The 17,458-nt window shown below is 67.1% G+C and carries 17 protein-coding genes; 8 read left to right on the forward strand and 9 right to left on the reverse strand.

From position 1 onward, the window contains the following. Window positions 1-7 precede the first annotated feature (7 nt). The 6 genes from EV580_RS11355 to EV580_RS11380 are packed head-to-tail and all read left to right on the forward strand — an operon-like array spanning window position 8 to window position 6,590. Entirely contained in the window at window positions 8-811 is an 804-nt protein-coding gene (locus tag EV580_RS11355; protein ID WP_133691288.1) for an enoyl-CoA hydratase/isomerase family protein, read from the forward strand. Beyond that, window positions 808-1,593: an enoyl-CoA hydratase/isomerase family protein gene (locus tag EV580_RS11360; RefSeq protein WP_133691289.1), complete on the forward strand. Its 786-nt coding sequence runs from the start codon at window positions 808-810 to the stop codon at window positions 1,591-1,593. The genes EV580_RS11355 and EV580_RS11360 overlap by 4 nt, the downstream gene beginning before the upstream one ends. Further along, window positions 1,593-3,044, forward strand: coding sequence for a class I adenylate-forming enzyme family protein (locus EV580_RS11365; RefSeq protein ID WP_133691290.1), 1,452 nt, complete (start codon window positions 1,593-1,595; stop codon window positions 3,042-3,044). The genes EV580_RS11360 and EV580_RS11365 overlap by 1 nt, the downstream gene beginning before the upstream one ends. Continuing rightward, a complete protein-coding gene (locus EV580_RS11370) occupies window positions 3,034-4,503 on the forward strand; it encodes a class I adenylate-forming enzyme family protein (RefSeq protein WP_133691291.1) in 1,470 nt (489 codons plus the stop codon). The genes EV580_RS11365 and EV580_RS11370 overlap by 11 nt, the downstream gene beginning before the upstream one ends. Continuing rightward, window positions 4,496-5,971: a class I adenylate-forming enzyme family protein gene (locus EV580_RS11375; protein ID WP_133691292.1), complete on the forward strand. Its 1,476-nt coding sequence runs from the start codon at window positions 4,496-4,498 to the stop codon at window positions 5,969-5,971. Before EV580_RS11370 ends, EV580_RS11375 begins: the two co-directional genes overlap by 8 nt. Before the next feature lie 10 nt (window positions 5,972-5,981). Further along, window positions 5,982-6,590, forward strand: coding sequence for a maleylpyruvate isomerase N-terminal domain-containing protein (locus tag EV580_RS11380; protein WP_166654670.1), 609 nt, complete (start codon window positions 5,982-5,984; stop codon window positions 6,588-6,590). On the opposite strand, the gene EV580_RS11385 is transcribed toward EV580_RS11380, so the two are convergent. Genes EV580_RS11385 through fabG form a run of 4 tightly spaced genes read right to left on the reverse strand, consistent with a single transcriptional unit; the run spans window position 6,575 to window position 10,404 of the window. Beyond that, the gene (locus tag EV580_RS11385; protein ID WP_133691294.1) at window positions 6,575-7,258 is read right to left on the reverse strand and encodes a GntR family transcriptional regulator; all 684 of its coding nucleotides are present in this window, start codon (window positions 7,256-7,258) and stop codon (window positions 6,575-6,577) included. The genes EV580_RS11380 and EV580_RS11385 overlap by 16 nt on opposite strands. Before the next feature lies 1 nt (window position 7,259). Then, window positions 7,260-8,453: an acyl-CoA dehydrogenase family protein gene (locus EV580_RS11390; protein ID WP_133691295.1), complete on the reverse strand. Its 1,194-nt coding sequence runs from the start codon at window positions 8,451-8,453 to the stop codon at window positions 7,260-7,262. Next, entirely contained in the window at window positions 8,450-9,667 is a 1,218-nt protein-coding gene (locus tag EV580_RS11395) for an acetyl-CoA C-acetyltransferase (RefSeq protein ID WP_133691296.1), read from the reverse strand. Before EV580_RS11395 ends, EV580_RS11390 begins: the two co-directional genes overlap by 4 nt. Continuing rightward, complete coding sequence (gene fabG / locus EV580_RS11400) at window positions 9,664-10,404, reverse strand: 3-oxoacyl-ACP reductase FabG (RefSeq protein ID WP_133691297.1); 741 nt, start codon at window positions 10,402-10,404, stop codon at window positions 9,664-9,666. Before fabG ends, EV580_RS11395 begins: the two co-directional genes overlap by 4 nt. Window positions 10,405-10,498: 94 nt before the next feature. Between fabG and EV580_RS11405 the strand changes: the two genes are divergently transcribed. Further along, the gene (locus EV580_RS11405) at window positions 10,499-11,662 is read left to right on the forward strand and encodes an acyl-CoA dehydrogenase family protein (RefSeq protein ID WP_133691298.1); all 1,164 of its coding nucleotides are present in this window, start codon (window positions 10,499-10,501) and stop codon (window positions 11,660-11,662) included. Then, a complete protein-coding gene (locus tag EV580_RS11410) occupies window positions 11,659-12,480 on the forward strand; it encodes a mycofactocin-coupled SDR family oxidoreductase (protein WP_133691299.1) in 822 nt (273 codons plus the stop codon). Before EV580_RS11405 ends, EV580_RS11410 begins: the two co-directional genes overlap by 4 nt. Here the strand turns inward: EV580_RS11410 and EV580_RS11415 are convergent. From EV580_RS11415 to EV580_RS11435, 5 genes are read right to left on the reverse strand one after another with little or no spacing between them, the layout of a single operon-like run. Continuing rightward, window positions 12,434-13,375, reverse strand: a complete 942-nt coding sequence (locus EV580_RS11415) for an alpha/beta hydrolase (protein ID WP_133691300.1) — start codon at window positions 13,373-13,375, stop codon at window positions 12,434-12,436. The two genes, EV580_RS11410 and EV580_RS11415, sit on opposite strands and share 47 nt — an antisense overlap. Further along, the gene (locus EV580_RS11420) at window positions 13,372-14,721 is read right to left on the reverse strand and encodes a flavin-containing monooxygenase (protein WP_133691301.1); all 1,350 of its coding nucleotides are present in this window, start codon (window positions 14,719-14,721) and stop codon (window positions 13,372-13,374) included. Before EV580_RS11420 ends, EV580_RS11415 begins: the two co-directional genes overlap by 4 nt. A 9-nt stretch (window positions 14,722-14,730) precedes the next feature. Beyond that, window positions 14,731-15,801, reverse strand: a complete 1,071-nt coding sequence (locus EV580_RS11425; RefSeq protein WP_133691302.1) for a phosphotransferase family protein — start codon at window positions 15,799-15,801, stop codon at window positions 14,731-14,733. Next, complete coding sequence (locus EV580_RS11430; RefSeq protein WP_133691303.1) at window positions 15,798-16,622, reverse strand: SDR family NAD(P)-dependent oxidoreductase; 825 nt, start codon at window positions 16,620-16,622, stop codon at window positions 15,798-15,800. The genes EV580_RS11425 and EV580_RS11430 overlap by 4 nt, the downstream gene beginning before the upstream one ends. Continuing rightward, the gene (locus EV580_RS11435; RefSeq protein ID WP_133691304.1) at window positions 16,619-17,389 is read right to left on the reverse strand and encodes an SDR family NAD(P)-dependent oxidoreductase; all 771 of its coding nucleotides are present in this window, start codon (window positions 17,387-17,389) and stop codon (window positions 16,619-16,621) included. The genes EV580_RS11430 and EV580_RS11435 overlap by 4 nt, the downstream gene beginning before the upstream one ends. Window positions 17,390-17,458: the final 69 nt, after the last annotated feature.

The raw sequence follows: 17,458 nt of genomic DNA on the forward strand, positions 1-17,458 counted from the left end.
ACACACGATGTCATACGACACCATCGGCTATGAGGTCGAGGGTCACACGGCCACGATCACGCTGAATCGTCCGGAAGCGCTCAATGCGCTCAGCCCGCACATGATCACCGAACTGCGGGCGGCCTACGACGAGGCGGAGAACGACGACAACATCTGGCTGCTGATCGTCACGGCGGTCGGGCGCGCATTCTGCACCGGCGCCGACGTCAAGGAGATCCCCGAAGACGGCAAGGTGATCAACGAACGGCCCTTCCTGTCCACCTACGAGCAGTGGGAGGCGCCACAGGAGGGCACCCCGCCGTTCCGGCGGATGGCCAAGCCGGTGATCGTGGCGATCAACGGAATCTGTTGTGGCGCAGGACTTGACTGGGTGACCACCGGTGACATCGTGATCGCCTCCGAGAAGGCGACGTTCTTCGACCCGCACGTGTCGATCGGCCTCGTTGCGGGGCGCGAGATGGTGCGGCTGGCCCGGGTGCTCCCCCGCACGGTGGCCCTGCGGATGGCGATCATGGGCAAGCACGAACGGATGGACGCTCAACGCGCCTACGACTTGGGGCTGATCACGGAGATCGTCGAGCACGACCGCTTGCTCGAGCGAGCCCACGAGATCGCCGAGATCGTCACCCGCAACGCGCCGTTGGCCGTTCGGGGCACCCGGTTGGCGATCATCAAGGGCCGGGAGATCCCGATGCACGAGGCCGAGATGCTCGCCGAGGCCTTCCGCGAGCGCAACCTGCACACCGCGGATTCGCTGGAGGGCCCCAAGGCCTTCGTCGAGAAGCGCGCCCCCGAATGGCTGTGCCGATGACCGCCGCGTTCGAGACCATCCTTCTCGACTTCGATCGCACCGATCACGTCGCCACTATCACGCTGAACCGGCCCGATCAGCTCAACTCGTTCAATCGCACGATGTGCGAAGAGGTGGCTGCCGCCTGGCGGATCGTGAAGAACGACAACGCGATCAACGCGGTGGTGCTGCGCGCCGCGGGGGATCGGGCGTTCAGTGCCGGTCTCGACATCAAGACCCCGTACGGGCAGCCGCAGAACGTCTGGAACCACGAAGATCCGGGCGAGCTGCTCAGCCCGAAGTGGCAGAAGATGTGGAAACCCGTCGTGTGCGCGGTGCACGGCATGTGCACGGCCGGGGCGTTCTATTTCATCAACGAATCCGATGTGGTGATCTGCTCGGAAGAGGCCACGTTCTTCGATTCCCATGTCAGCGCCGGCCTGGTGTGCGCGCTCGAGCCGATCGGGCTGATGCGCAAGATCGGCCTCGGCGAGTCGCTGCGAATCGCATTGATGGGCAATGACGAACGGGTCAGCGCCGACACCGCGCTGCGGATCGGGCTGGTTTCGGAAGTCACCGCACCCGATGACCTCTGGTCGCGTGCGCACGAGATCGCCGCCACCATCGCCGCCAAACCGCCGTCGGCGACTCAGGGCACGGTCAAGGCGATCTGGGAGTCACTGGACAAGCCGTACCGGGCGGCGATGGAGCAGAACCTGATCTACACCCGGCTGGGCAATCCGCTGGGGCAGGCCGAGCTGGCCGCGCAAGAGAAGACCCGGACCACCCCTCGGGTTCGTTGATGCATCCACTGAGCCGGCGCATCGGCGAGGTCCTCGAGCTGGACCCCGAGGCGAGGGCGATCGAGTATGAGGGCGTGTGGTTCGGCTGGGACCAGCTCGGCACACTGAGCCGTCAGATCGCCGCAACGGTGCAGCCGGGCGCCCAGGTCGGAATCCTGTTACGCAACACCCCCGCCCACGTGGCGACACTTCTGGGTGTGTTGTCAGCCGGTGCATGCGTGGTCGTCATCAACCCATCACGGGGTGACGAACGCATCCGGGCCGATATCGCCGCGCTGAACCTGCCGGTGATCATCGGAACCGCCGACGACATCACCCAGCTGGCCGAGCCCGCCGACACCACCACCGTGGTGACGATCGGCAATCTCGACGACATCCCGCAGATCCGTGCCGGCGTGCCGCGCTACCCCGGGGTCGCGACGGTGGCCGTCCGGATGCTGACCAGTGGCACCACCGGTCCGCCCAAACGGGTCGACCTCACCTACGACATGCTGGCCGTGTCGGTCATCGGTACCGACTTCACCGATACCCCCGCGCCGTCGGGGGTATCGGGCAGCGTGGCTATCGTCAACGCCCCGCTGGTCCACATCGGTGGGGTGTACCGGGTCTTGCAATGCGTCTGTGAGGCAAGGCCGTTCGTGCTGTTGCCACGCTTCGAACTGACATCGTGGGCCGAGGCGGTGCGCCGCTATCGGCCCAAGGCGGTGTCACTGGTGCCCGCCGCGTTGCGGATGGTGCTGCACTCCGATCTGGGTCCCGACGACCTCGACGGCGTACGGGCCGTCACCTCCGGCACCGCGCCGCTGTCCGCCGAGGACGCCGACGCGTTCACCGAGAAGTTCGGTATTCCGGTGTTGACGTCATACGCGGCAACGGAATTCGGTGGCGGCGTGGCCGGCTGGACCTTCGCCGACCACCGCACGTACTGGAAGTCCAAGCGAGGCAGCGTCGGCCGGGCGAGCCTGGGCGCCCAACTGCGGGTGGTGTCCGAGGACGGCACGCCGCTGGAGCCGGACCAGCAGGGCCTGCTCGAAGTCAAGCCGGGCCAGCTCGGCCGTGATGCGGACTGGGTGCGCACCACCGACCTTGCCCGCATCGACGCCGACGGCTTCCTGTGGATTCTCGGGCGGGCCGATCAGGCCATCATCCGCGGCGGGTTCAAGGTCCTGCCAGACGATGTGCGTGCCGCGCTGGAGAGCCACCCCGCCGTGCTGGGAGCCGCGGTGGTGGGCCGGCCGGACGAGCGTCTTGGTGACACCCCGGTCGCGATGGTCGAGCTGCGTGACAGCGGCTCGGTCGGCGATATCGAGTTGGCCGACTACCTGCGAAGCCGGTTGGCGCCGTATGAGATTCCCTCGGAGATCGCGATCGTCGAGACAATTCCGCGGACGCCGTCCGGAAAGGCCGACCTGACCGCGGTCCGGCAACACTTCTCCGGCCGTGACCGCTGACACCGTCGGGCAGCTGCTGCGCGAGCGGGCCACCACCCGCGGCGATCATCTCCTGCTGGTGTGTGACACCGACCGGCTCACCTACCGCGAGGCAGAGCAGCGTTCGGCGGTGCTGGCGCGGGGACTGATCGCACTGGGAGCCGGCAAGGGTACCCACATCGGACTGCTCTACCCCAACGGCTCGGCGTTTGTGGTGGCGATGCTGGCCGCGGCGCGCATCGGCGCCGTCGTGGTCCCGTTCTCCACGTTCTCCACCGAACGCGAGCTTCGCGACCAACTCGTGCACAGCGATGCCGAGATCCTGCTGGCCACAACGTCCTTCCGTGGACACGACTACGTCGCGCGACTCGACGGAATGACGACCCCGTGGCTGCGTCATGTGGTATTCGACAACCAGATCGCCGATACCGCCGCACCGGAGTTGGCCGCGGGTATCGAGGACGACGTCGACGGCTGCGATCCGCTGGTGATCGTGTACACCTCGGGATCCACCGGTACGCCCAAAGGGGTCGTCCACACCCACGAGGCGCTGGTCGGACATCAGCGCAACCTCAACGCGATTCGCAGACTGACCGCCGACGACAGATTGTTCTGCAATTCACCGTTCTTCTGGATCGGTGGCCTGGGCTTCGGATTGCTCGCGACGTTGGTCGCGGGTGCGACCCTGGTGTGCTCCAACGCCGACGCCGGCGCGACCCTCGACCTGCTGGAAGAGGTGCGCCCGACGATGACCAACGGATTTGCTTCCGGCATACAGCATTTGGCACGCCACGAGAGCTTCGGAGACCGGGATCTGTCGTCTATGCGGCGGGGCAACCTCTATCCCATCATGGCACCCGCCGCCCGCCCGGCCGACCCGGAATTGCGCCACAACATGCTGGGGATGACCGAGGCAGGCAGTGTCGTCCTGCTCAGCGGCGACGAGACCGACCAGCCCGAGCACCGCCGCGGGTCGTTCGGCAAGCCGGCGCCGGGGTTCGAGGCGACGATCGTCGACGGTGAGCTGTGCCTCCGGGGCCGCTATCTCATGCAGGGGTACTACAAGCGCAGCCGCGAGGAATGCTTCGACGCCGACGGCTGGTTCCACACCGGTGATCTGTTCCGGACCGACGACGACGGGTTCTTCTACTTCGTCGGCAGAAGCGGATCAATGATCAAAACCGCCGGGGCCAATGTCTTTCCGGCAGAGGTGGAGAAGGCCATCGCCACCGTCACCGGTGGACTGGTGGCCCACGTGCTCGGACTCCCCGACCCGGGGCGCGGCCAACTCGTCGCCGCGGCGGTGCTCGTTCCCGACGGCGGCACGTTCGACGAAGCCGCCGTGCGGGACAGGCTCAAGACCGAACTCTCGTCGTACAAGATCCCCCGCCGGTTCGCCACCCTCAGGCCGGACGAGCTGCCACTGAGATCCAGCGGCAAGGTCGACCTCGCCCGGCTCGCGGCGGTGTTCGATGCCTGAGACCGTCGACGCTCTGATCCGGATCCAGGCGACCCTCGGCGACAAGCCGTTCGTCATCGACACCACGGGCCGGATGAGCTACGCCGAACTCGATTCCGTGACAGCCACTCTCGCCAGAGAACTGGTCGGAGCCGGAATCGGCAAAGGCAGCAGGGTCGGGCTGATCATGCCCAACAACGTGCGGTGGGTACAGCTGGCCCTGGCGCTGACCCGCGTCGGCGCGGTGTTGGTTCCGCTGAGCACACTGCTGACCGCACGCGAACTCACCGCCCAGCTCCGGACGGCCTCGGTGCAGTATCTGATCGCCGTCGAGGAGTTCCGCGGCCACCGATACCTGGACGATCTGTCCGGGCTCCCGGCGCTGCGGCAGGTTTGGCGTGCCGACGAATTGCCCACCGGCACTCCCGTTTCCGGCATCGGCGAACTGGCCGGCACCGTGGTACCCGCCGACCCGATGGCCATCATGTTCACCTCCGGTAGCAGTGGTCCGCCCAAGGGAGTGATCCACTCGCACGGCAGCGCACTGGCGGCCGTCCGATCCGGCCTGGCCGCCCGTTGCATCGACGCCGGCACCAGGCTGTACCTGCCGATGCCGTTCTTCTGGGTCGGCGGCTTCGCCGGCGGCATCCTGTCCGCTCTGATTGCCGGGGCCACCCTCGTGACCGAGGAGATCCCCTCTCCCGTTGCCACCCTGCGACTCCTGGAGCGCGAGAAGGTCACTCTGTTCCGCGGATGGCCCGATCAGGCCGAGACCCTGGCCCGCCGTGCCGCCGACGTACGGGCCGACCTGTCCGCGTTGAGGCCGGGCAGCCTCGAGGCGCTGCTGCCCGCCGACCAGCGCGCCGAGGCAGGGGCACGAGCCAAGCTCTTCGGGATGACCGAGGCCTTCGGGCCGTACTGCGGCTACCGCGCCGACACCGATATGCCACGGTCGGCATGGGGCAGCTGCGGAAAGCCGTTCGACGGCATGGAGGTTCGCATCGTGGATACGGGCACAGGCGCTCCGGTCCCGTCGGGCGCGATCGGCATGATCCAGATCCGCGGACCACACACGCTGCGCGGTGTCTGCCGGCGCGGCCGCGAGGAGGTTTTCACCGCCGACGGCTTCTACCCGACCGGCGACCTCGGGCACCTCGACGACGATGGGTTCCTGTTCTACCACGGCCGATCCGACCACATGTTCAAGGTCAGCGGCGCCACCGTCTACCCCGGCGAGGTGGAGGCCGCGCTCCGGGAGATCGACGGTGTGCGGGCGGCGTACGTCACCGACGTCGGCGGAAGGGTCGGCGCTGCCGTCATCAGCCGTCACTCGACCGACGAGTTGCGCACCCAGGCGCGGTCGATGCTGAGCTCGTTCAAGGTGCCGACAGTCTGGCTGCTGCTCGATTCCGACGAGGACGTTCCCCGTGGCGCCACAGGAAAGGTCGACGTCCAGCGCCTGCGTGAGTTGCTGGCCGGAGAGGCGTAACTTTCATGGCGTGACCCTCGCCGAGCGCATCGACCTCTATCGGCTCGCCGGTGACCACGCCATCGCGGTGGCCGCCCAGGTACCCACGGACCGGTGGGACACCCCTGCCCTCGGCACGTGGACGGTGCGCACGCTGGTCGGTCATATCGGCCGGTCGTTCACCACCGTCGTCGACTACTCGGCTCGGCCGGCCGATCGCGTGGACGTTGCGGACTCGGCGCAGTACTACCTGGCGATCGCCCCGATGCTGACCGACCCGGCGGCGATCGACGCCCGCGCCGTGCAGGCCGGGCTGGCGCTGGGCGATGACCCTGTGACCGCCCTTCGGGAACTGCAGGATGGCGCGGCCACCGCACTGGTGACCGACGATCGGGTCATCGCGACCATCGCCGGCGGGATGCGACTGTCGGACTACCTGCCCACCCGCATCTTCGAACTCGGGCTGCACAGCGTGGACCTGGCCCGGGCCATCGGTGTCGCCGAAACACTGCCGCCCGAGATCGTCGACAGCATCCTGGGTCTCGCTGTCCAGGTGGCGCAGCGCCGCGGTGACGGTCAGGCGCTGATGTGTGCGCTCACCGGCCGTGGCCAGTTCCCGGCCGGCTATTCGGTAGTGTGAAACCGCTGCGCCACACCTTGTTTCACCAAGTGTTCGATCAGGGGTGCGGCCCCGGCCGCCAGATGCTGTGACATCGCCGCTCTGGCGCGATCCTCGTCGTGTGCCTTGAGGGCTGCCAGGATCCGCTTGTGGTCGGCAATCGATTTCGCCGGCCATCCCTCGATGGTGGGGAACACCGATTCCGGTGCGTACCTGGTGATCTGGGACATCAACTGGGCGAGCTTCGGGGAATCCGCCGCGACGTTGATGGCCCGGTGGAACTCGTGGTTCAACCGCACCGCGCGGGCGTCGTCGGCGGCATAGGCCTCGACCAGCTCGTCGTGGATCGCGGACAACTCCCGCAGCTGCTCGTCGGTGATGTTCAGCGCTGCCCGGGCAGCCAGCTGGCCGCCGACGTACGCCTGCAGGTTCGAGACGTCGTTGATATCCCGGTCGGTGAACGGCAGGACGACGAAACCGCGCCGCGGCAATTGATCCAGCAGGCCTTCGCCGCGCAGCTCGAACAGCGCTTCGCGCACCGGGGTGACACTGATACCCAATTCGGCCGCCAGCTGATCCAGCCGGATGTACTCACCGGCCGGGTAGGTGCCGTTGAAGATCCGGGTCCGGACGAACCGGGCGACGTCCTCGGCCAGCTGCGGGCGTGGCGCGAAATCGGGCGCGCTCATGTCAGATCCGGTAGTCGGCAAGCAGCCGCTTGCTGATGATGTTCTTCTGGATCTCGCTGGTGCCCTCGCCGATGAGCAGGAAGGGTGCGTCGCGCATCAGCCGCTCGATTTCGTACTCCTTGGAGTATCCGTAGCCGCCATGGATGCGGAAGCTCTGCTGGGTGACCTCCGCGCAGAACTCACTGGCCAGGTACTTCGCCATACCGGCGGCCACATCGTTGCGTTCACCGGAGTCCTTCAGCCGCGCGGCGTTGACCATCATCAGATGTGCCGCTTCGACTTTCGTGGCCATCTCGGCCAGCTGGAAGGCGATGGCCTGATGCTCGGCGATCGGCTTGCCAAAGGTGCTGCGCTGCTGGGCATAGCGGACCGCCAGCTCGAACGCGCGAATGCCCACCCCGCAGGCGCGGGCCGAGACGTTGACACGGCCGACCTCGACGCCGTCCATCATCTGGAAGAAGCCCTGCCCCGGCTTGGCGCCCAGCACGTCGTCGGCGCTGGCGACATAGCCGTCGAAGACCAGCTCGGTGGTGTCGATGCCCTTGTAGCCGAGCTTGTCGAGCTTGCCGGGGATCGTCAGGCCCGGGGCGACTTCGCCGAAGCCGGACGGCTTTTCGATCAGGAAGGCGGTCAGGTTGCGGTGCGGCTTGTCCGCACCTTCGTCGGTGCGCACCAGCGCCGCGACGAGAGTCGAGCTGCCGCCGTTGGTCAGCCACATCTTCTGGCCGTCGATCGTGTAGGTGCCGTCGCCGTTGTTCTTCGCCTTGGTGCGGATCGCGGCGACGTCAGAACCCAACTCGGGCTCCGACATCGAGAACGCACCCCGAATCTCGCCGGTGGCCATCCGGCGCAGGAAGCGCTGCTTCTGCTCGTCGGTGCCGTGCTGCCGGATCATGTAGGCCACGATGAAGTGGGTGTTGATCACCCCGGACACACTCATCCAGCCGCGGGCCAGCTCCTCGACGCACAGCGCGTAGGTGAGCAGCGACTCCCCCAGCCCGCCGTACTCTTCGGGAATCATCAGGCCGAACAGGCCCATCTCCCGCATCTGGTCGACGATGGCCTGCGGATAGGTGTCGGAGTGCTCGAGCTCCTGGGCGTTGGGGATGATCTCCTTGTCGACGAATTGCCGTACGGTGGAGACGATTTCGGTCTGGACCTCGGTCAGGCCGAGCGTTTGAGCAATACGGGTCATGCGCCCACCCTTTCGAACACCGCGGCCAGGCCCTGGCCGCCGCCGATGCACATCGTCTCCAACCCGTAGCGGGCATCCCGACGAACCAGCTCGCGGGCCAGCGTCGCCAGCATTCGCCCACCGGTGGCGCCCACCGGGTGACCCAGCGAGATCCCGGACCCGTGCACGTTGGTGCGCTCGAAATCCGCTGCGGTGAAATTCCATTCGCGTGTGCACGCTAAAGCTTGCGCGGCGAACGCCTCGTTGAGTTCGATGAGGTCCATATCGGCCAGCGTCAGGCCGGCCTTGGCCAGCGCGACCTCGGTGGCTGGGACCGGCCCGATGCCCATCACGTTCGGGGCAACACCGGCCACACCCCACGACACCATCCGGACCAACGGGGTCAGCCCGAGGTCGGCGGCCTTGTCCCGGGTCGTCACCACGCACATCGAGGCCGCGTCGTTCTGCCCGCTGCTGTTGCCTGCCGTCACCGTCGCGTCCGGATCCGATTTACTTAGAACGGGTTTGAGCTTCGCCAAGGTCTCCACAGAGGTGTCGGCGCGGGGATGTTCGTCGGTCTCGATCACCTCGTCGCCAGCACGGCTGGTGACGGTGACTCCAATGATGGTCTCCGCCAGCAGTCCGTCCTTCTGGGCGGCGACCGCACGCTGGTGCGATCGGACCGCGAGCTCGTCCTGCTCGGTGCGGCCGATGTCGTACTGCTTACGCAGATTCTCTGCGGTCTCGAGCATTCCGCCGGGGACCGGGTAATGCTTACCGCCCGCTGTGGTGCGTCCCCGTGCCAGCGCGTCGTGCACCTTGACTCCGCCGCGGGCTCCACCCCACCGCATATCCGTCGAGTGGAACACCACGTTGCTCATCGACTCGGCGCCGCCAGCGACGACGAGATCGTTGTTGCCACTTGCCACTTGCATGCAGGCCTGGATGACCGCCTGCAGTCCCGACCCGCAGCGCCGGTCGAGCTGCATGCCCGGAACCGTCACCGGCAGACCGGCATCCAGCGCGATCACCCGGCCGATCGCCGGCGCCTCCATGCTCGGGTAGCAGTGCCCGACGATCACGTCTTCGACCGCGTCGGCCGGGATACCGGTGCGCTGCAGCAGACCGGTCAACGCGGCCACGCCGAGATCCACCGCGGTCAGCGACTTGAACATGCCGTCATAGCGGCCGATCGGAGTCCGTACCGGTTCGCAGATGACGACCTCGGTGGTCACAGGTGCCGTCCGCCGGTGACCTCCAGAACGGTGCCGGTCATGTAGGACGACAGGTCGGAAGCCAGGAACAGTGCGACCTTGGCGACCTCGGACGGCTCGCCGGCGCGGCCGAGCGGCACCTCGGCCACCTTGGAATCCCAAATGCGTTGCGGCATGGCCTCGGTCATCGCCGAGCGGATCAGGCCCGGCTGAATGGCGTTGACCCGCACACCCAGATGCGCGAGTTCCTTGGACGCGGCCTTGGTCATACCCACGATGCCGGCCTTGGCTGCCGAATAGTTGGTCTGCCCGATCATGCCGACCTTGCCGGAGATCGAGGACATGTTCACGATCGCGCCGCGCTTCTGCTCACGCATCACCGTCGAAGCCTTCTTCAGGCCGTTCCAGGTGCCCTTTAGGTGTACCGAGATCACCTGGTCGAACTCGTCCTCGGTCATCTTGCGCAGGGTGGCGTCGCGGGTGATCCCGGCGTTGTTCACCATGATGTCGAAACTGCCGAACTGCTCGATGGCCGAGTCGACGAGTGCGTCGACATCCGCGTAGGCGGTGACATTGCACTGAAAGGCGCGGGCGACGTCGGCGCCGCCGAGCTTGTTGACCGCCTCCTGGGTCGCGTCGAGATTGAGATCGCCGAGCACCACACGGGCACCCTCGGCGATGAACTGCTCGGCGATCGCAAAGCCGAGGCCCTGCGCTCCACCGGTGATGACCGCGGTCTGGCCGGCCAGCAACGACATCTGATCTCCCTCTTCCTTCGACGGACCCCCGAATTGGCAACATCATATTTCATATATGATCGCCGGAGCCAGTGCCCCCGACCCAAGGAGCCTGATGACTGACGTCAGCGACGACGACTTCCGCGAGATTTTGGCCCAGACCCGCCACTTCGTGCGGTCGGCCGTGGTGCCACGGGAGGCGGAGATCATGGCCGAGGACAAGGTCCCCGACGATCTGCGCGACCAGGCCAAGAAGATGGGCCTGTTCGGCTACGCGATCCCCCAGGACTGGGGTGGGCTGGGCCTGAACATCGCTCAGGACGTCGAGCTTGCGATGGAAATGGGCTACACGAGCCTGGCGCTGCGGTCGATGTTCGGCACCAACAACGGCATCGCCGGCCAGGTGCTGGTCGGGTTCGGCACCGACGAACAGCGGGCACGCTGGCTGGAGCCGATCGCGTCGGGCGAGGTCGTCGCGTCGTTCGCGCTCACCGAGCCGGGCGCGGGCTCCAATCCGTCCGGCCTGAAGACGAAAGCCGTTCGCGACGGCGACAGTTGGGTGATCAACGGACGCAAGCAATACATCACCAACGCGCCGGTGGCCAACCTGTTCATCGTGTTCGCCCGCACCCGGCCCGCAGACGAGAACGGCGCGGGCATCGCGGTGTTCCTGGTGCCCGCGGACACGCCGGGCGTCGAAATCGGGGCCAAGGACGCGAAGATGGGCCAGGAGGGCGCCTGGACGTCGGATGTGAACTTCACCGACGTCCGGGTCGGCGACGACACCCTGGTCGGCGGCAGCGAGGACATCGGCTACCGGGCGGCTATGACATCCTTGGCGCGCGGCCGCATCCACATCGCCGCGCTGGCCGTCGGCTCCGCCCAGCGGGCGCTCGACGAGTCGGTCGCCTACGCCGCGACCGCGACGCAGGGCGGCACCCCGATCGGCAATTTCCAACTGGTGCAGGCGATGCTAGCCGATCAGCAGACCGGGGTGATGGCCGGGCGCGCGCTGGTGCGCGACGCCGCACGCAAGTGGGTCGACAACGAGGACCGCAGGATCGCCCCGTCGGTGGCCAAGCTGTTCTGCACCGAAATGGCAGGCAACGTAGCCGATCTCGCGGTTCAGGTGCACGGCGGAGCGGGTTACATGCGCGGTGTGCCGGTCGAGCGGATCTATCGCGAAGTGCGTCTGCTACGACTGTATGAGGGCACCAGCGAAATTCAGCGCCTCATCGTGGGCGGCGGACTAGTCAAGGAAGCGCAGCGCAAAGCATGACAGGAAAGCTCAGCGGCAAGGTCGCATTCATCACCGGAGCCGCTCGCGGCCAGGGCCGCGCGCACGCGGTGAAGATGGCCGCCGAAGGCGCCGACATCATCGCCGTCGACATCGCGGGCAAGCTGCCGGACTGCGTCCCCTACAACCCGGCCACCCCCGAAGAGTTCGCCGAGACCGTGCGCCTTGTCGAGGCCACCGGGCAGCGGATCGTGTCGGCCGTCGTCGACACCCGCGACCTCGAAGGCCTCAAGGACGTGGTTGCCGACGGTGTCGCCAAGCTGGGCCGCCTCGACATCATCGTCGCGAACGCGGGTATCACCTCGCCGGCCGCGTGGGATGAAATCACCCCGGAGGCGTTCCGGGATGTCATGGACGTCAACGTGACCGGGACGTGGAACACCGTGATGGCCGGGGCGCCAACAATGGTCGAGGCCGGGCGCGGTGGATCGGTAATCTTGATCAGCTCGGCGGCCGGTATCAAGCTGCAGCCGTTCATGGTGCACTACACCGCGAGCAAGCACGCGGTGACCGGCATGGCCCGGGCCTTCGCCGCCGAACTCGGCAAGCACAACATCCGGGTCAACAGCGTGCACCCCGGCCCGGTCAACAGCGATATGGGCACCGGCGACATGGTGGCGGCGCTGGGCAAGGCGATGGAGACCAACCCGGCGTTGGAAAAGATGATGATGCCGTTCCTGCCGGTCTACATCGCCGAGCCCGAGGACATCGCCGACACGGTCTGCTTCCTGGCCAGCGATGATGCGAAACTGATTACCGCTGAAGCGATTTCCGTGGATCAGGGCTCGACGAAGTACTGAGGTGGCGGGTCAGGAAGGCCACCTGGTCACCGGCGGCCTTCTCGAACCAGTCATGCCCGGGCCACACGTCGAAGTGGTCACACGGGTAGTGGTGCACTTCTCCCCTGCCCAGCACGGCGGTCTTGACCACCGACTCGGCGGGCACGTACCGGTCGAAGTCGGCGATCTGCACCAGCAGCGGGCACCGTAACCGCTTGGCGGCGTCCGCCGTTCGGATCGAGGCGATCTGCAGGCCGACCGCCGAGTCGACCTCGTTACGCCAGGTCGGTCCGGCCATCGCGGTGTAGCTCTCGTAGGCCCCGTCCAACGCCAGCGCACCGGGCTCACCGGGATAGGCGACCAGCGGCATCAGCGTCGGGCGACGGCCGCGGGCCACGTCGATACGGCTCTTGAGGCCCACCGCTGTCCATTTCAGTGCCTGCCCGACATCGCGGTGTTCGACGGCCGCGCGGCTGACGGCCACGCCGCTGGTCAGCGGCGTCATGGCGATCACGCCCGCGATGTCGTCGCGGTCGGCGGCGACCCGGAAGATGTGACCGCCCGACATCGACGACCCCCACAGCACGATCCGATTCGGATCGACGCCGGGCAGCCGCTTGGCCGCGGTGACCGCGGCCTCGAAGTCACCGATCTGGGCGGCTACCGAAACCGTCTGCCGCGGTGTGCCTTCCGATGCCCCGAAGCCGCGATAGTCGAAGGCCAGCACGTCGACGCCTGCGGCGCTGATCCGCTCGGCGAACGGCTCCAGCCCGGAGTCCTTGGTTCCGCCGAAGCCGTGGCCCATCACCACGATCGGGCGCCCGGCCGGCCCTGCGAAGGCATCGCCCTGCCCGGGGAAGTGCCATGCGCTACACCGCACCCCGGACGAGTCGAAGGTGATGTCGTTGCGGCTCATACGGTTTCCTTAACCCGGTGGCGGCGAAGTTCGGCCCGCTTCATCCCGGCCGGCAGTTCCCTGGTCCGGATGTCGTGGTCGTAGTGGAAGTAGTCGACCTGCTGGGTATGCCGCGGACGGTCGGTGCAGTGCCCGGTGTACAGCTTCTGGTCGGCGTCGATCACCCGCTCCATCTCGGCGGCCGGCGGCAGGGCGTAGCGGCCCACCGCGTAGGCGGCCAGCAGTTTCGCCTGGCATTCGATGAACGGGAAAAGGGTCGGCACAGCCTGGGCGAAACCGATGAATGCCAGATTGTCCATGCCCGGCTTGAACATTCGCTTGTACAGCCGGATGGCATTGTCGGGCGCGTTGATGAAGTCGGGGTCGAAGAATGGGAACGTGATGTTGTAGCCGGTGGCGTAGACGATCGCGTCGAACTGTCCGCTGGTGCCGTCATCGAAGTGGACCGTGTCCCCGTCGAGCTGGCTCACGTTCGGCTTCGGGATCACGTCACCGGAACCCAGGCGCAGCGGCAGTTCCACCGACTGGGTCGGATGCGCCTCGAACAGCTTGTGATTCGGCGCGGGCAGGCCGTACAGCTCCGGATTGATGCCCATCGCGGGCGCCAGCAGTTGAACCGCCTTGCGCTGCCACGACAACGGGATGTGCGGCGACGTCTGCCACACGCTGTCACCGGGGCGCCCGGCGATGTACTTGGGCACGATCCAGGCACTCGAGCGCGTCGACAGCGTCACCGTGTTCTGCAGGGTCCGCGACGACAGCTCCACCGTGATGTCGGCGGCACTGTTGCCGATACCGACGACCAGGATCCGCTTACCGGTCAGGTTCAGCGGGGTTTGCGGATCGACGTAGTGATGGGAATGGATTGTCTCGCCGGTGAATTCGCCAGGGAAATTCGGGTACCGGGCATCCCAGTGGTGGCCGTTGCCGACGACCAGAAGGTCGAACTCTCGGGTCGTCCCCTTCTGGTCGGTGATGTCCCATCGCCCGTCACCGTTGCGCGCGGCGTGCTGGACGCCGTTGTTGAACTCGATGTTCTCCAGAAGTCCGAACGTCTCGGCGTAGGAGTCCAGGTAGGTCTTGATGTCACTGTGGTGCGGAAACGACGGAAAGTGTTCGGGGATCGGGAAATCCCGGAACGACAGCCGCTGTTTGGAGGTGTCGATGTGCAGGGACCGGTAGGCGCTGCTCATTCCGTTGGGGTTGGCGAACGCCCAGTTACCGCCGATGCGGTCGGACAGCTCGAAGGTGGTGTACGGCACGCCGTAGTCCTTGAGCATCTTGCCCGAGGTCAGCCCGCTGATGCCCGCGCCGATGATCGCGGTGCGCGGCAGGGATTCTCCCAACGTGTGCTCCTAGCTTGTGATCAGTTCCAGGGTGCCCAGATCGCGAATGGCCGCACAGCCTCGGCGCAGCATCGCCGCCATCATGTCGTCGCCACGTTCGGTCTCCACCGCGAACGCGCAGCCCAGCGCTGAGATCAGCGGAACCTGGATCATGCCCAACAGGTAGTCATGCCAACAGGTCTGGGCGTCGTAGCCGCTCACGCCGGTGTCCAGCAGCGCTCGATGGTATTCGGCGACCAGGTCCTTCTCGGCGTGCGCCCGCAAGGCGGGTTCCAGGCTCGTGCCGGTGAAGTACGCCAGGTCGCGGCCGGCCAGCCCGACACCGAGCGTCTGCCAGTCGACGACGCTGACCCGCTCGCCGTCGAAGAGCAGATTGTCCAGCCGGTAGTCACCATGCAGCAACGCGAACCGCTCGGGCGCGTTCAGCAGCCATGGCGTCACCAAATCCATGGCGGCGACCAGGGTTTCGGCATCCTCGGCATTCAGCCGCGACCCGAGCTTCTCGACCGTGATACCCGCGGCCATCTTGGAGATGTCGCCGAGACCGCGGATGGCGTCCTCCCCGACGACCGACATCGCCAGGCCGGGAAAGGTCTGCCACTGCGGATCGCACCACGTCGGACCGTGCAGCCCGGCCAGCGCACGCACGGCAAGGCGGGCCTCCGGCAGATCGCAGCCGGCGATCTGATCGCCCTGCACGGCCGGCGCCTGATCGGCCAGCAGCAGTGCGTAACTGGCGCCCTCGTCGGCGATGGAGACGTGGTAGCACTGCGGAATCGGGATCGTCACAAGCTCGGCGACCGACTGATAGAAGGCGCACTCGCTGCGATAGCCGAGCGTCACCCGGTCCCGAACGGCGTCGTCGCCGGCGGGCAACTTCAGGATGAAGCTGGTCGGCAGGTCGGCGTCGCCGCCATAGGTGGCTTTGACCCGGAAGGTGGCGCCGGTCTGGCCGGTCCCCACCGGACTCACCTCGACGCTCTCGACCTCGACGGGTGCACCGGGGCGGCTGAGGATGCCGGCCAGCCAGCCGCCGGTGACGTCCGAGGGGTAACGGGGAATCGCGGTCGGGGCGCTCATGATGACGGTTGCCTTCTGTCGGTGCGTTGCTGGTCGACGAACCGCACAGCCATCCGGTTGAGCAAGCCGGGTGCCAGACGCGCGAAAAGCCACGCCATGCGGGCCTGACGGGGTGCGACCAGGAGGGCCTTGTTGCGTTCGATGGCCCGGAGCGTATCGGCGGCCAGCCGGTCCGGGCTATAGAACGTCTCACTGCGCTGACCCATCTGATAGAACTCGCGTCCGTTGAAGTCGCCGAGCCAGCCCTTGTCCAGGATCGGGGTGTCCACCGCGGTCGGGCAGATGGCCAGCACGCCGACTCCCCGGCCGACGGCCTCGGTGCGCAGAGCCAGCGACAGCCCGACGATCGCGTGCTTGCTCATCACATAACTGGTGATCCGGCCTGCCGCGGCGAGGCCCGCCATGGAAGCGGTGTTGACGATGTGGCCGCTGCGCTGGCGAACCATGTGCGGGTAGGCGGCATGCACGCCGTGGACGACGCCGCGGATGTTCACATCGATGATGCTGTTCCACTGATCGAGGGTCAGCAGCTCGGTGTCGCCGCCCCAGGTGATACCGGCGTTGTTGAACAGCAAGTCGATTCGGCCGGTGCGCTCGACAAGGCCGTCGACCGCTGCCTGCACGGCGGCCGCGTCGGTGACGTCGAGTTGTGCTGACGTGCCGCGCTTGGCCAGTGAGGCCGCGGTGCGTTCGGCGGCGTCGCCGTCGATATCGGTGCACACCACGTCGGCGCCGGCACCGGCCAGGGCCCGGCACAGTGCCGCGCCGATGCCCGAGCCGGCACCCGTGACGATCGCCTGCTTGCCGGCGAATCGGGTCACGCCGACGCCATCCGGTCGACGTGGGCGAGCACGTCGGGATAGCGCTTGAGATGGGCGCCGCCGTTGAGGTCGAGGACCTCACCGGTGAGCCAGGAGGCTTGGTCCGAGCAGAGGAACAGCACGGCCTCGGCGACGTCTTCGGGGACACCGACCCGGCCGAGCGGCGTGTTCTCGATGTAGTCCTCCAGGACTCCGTCGGCCAGGGTGACCAGCTCGGTCAGCGGGGTGTGGACGAAGCCTGGCGAGACGGCGTTGACCCGGATGCCGCGCGGGCCCAGTTCCAGGGCGGCCACCTGGGTGAGCATCGCCAGACCGGCTTTGGCCGAACAGTACGCACTCATGCCCGGCGCTGCGAGCCGCGCATTCAGCGAGGTGATCGATACCAGCGATCCGCCCGCACGCAACTGGCGGCCGGCGTACTTCATGACGATGAAACCGCCGGTGAGGCAGCAGTCGACGATCGCCCGGAAATCCTCGACGGGTTGTTCGGTGATGCGGCCGAAGCCGCCGAACCCGGCGGTGTTCACCACGATGTCGACTTCGCCGGTCCGCTCGAACAGCGCAGCGACGCTGGCTTCGTCGGTGACGTCCACCTCCGCGGCGTCATGCGGTGCCCCGAGTTCGGCGGCCCGCTCGTGCGCTCCCTCGGCGTTGCGGTCGGCGATGGTGACTTGCCGACCGCCGTCGGCAAGCCCCTTCGCCACCGACCAGCCGATCCCCGACGCGCCGCCGATGACAACCGCTCGCTGCACTGCACTTTCCGGCATCTGGCCTCCCAGGACGCTCAGGCGGGTTCGCTCATGTCGTGTCTACTGTAAGGCATACGGCAAGAGTTG

Source organism: Mycobacterium sp. BK086 (genome assembly GCA_004362315.1).
GTDB lineage: Bacteria > Actinomycetota > Actinomycetes > Mycobacteriales > Mycobacteriaceae > Mycobacterium.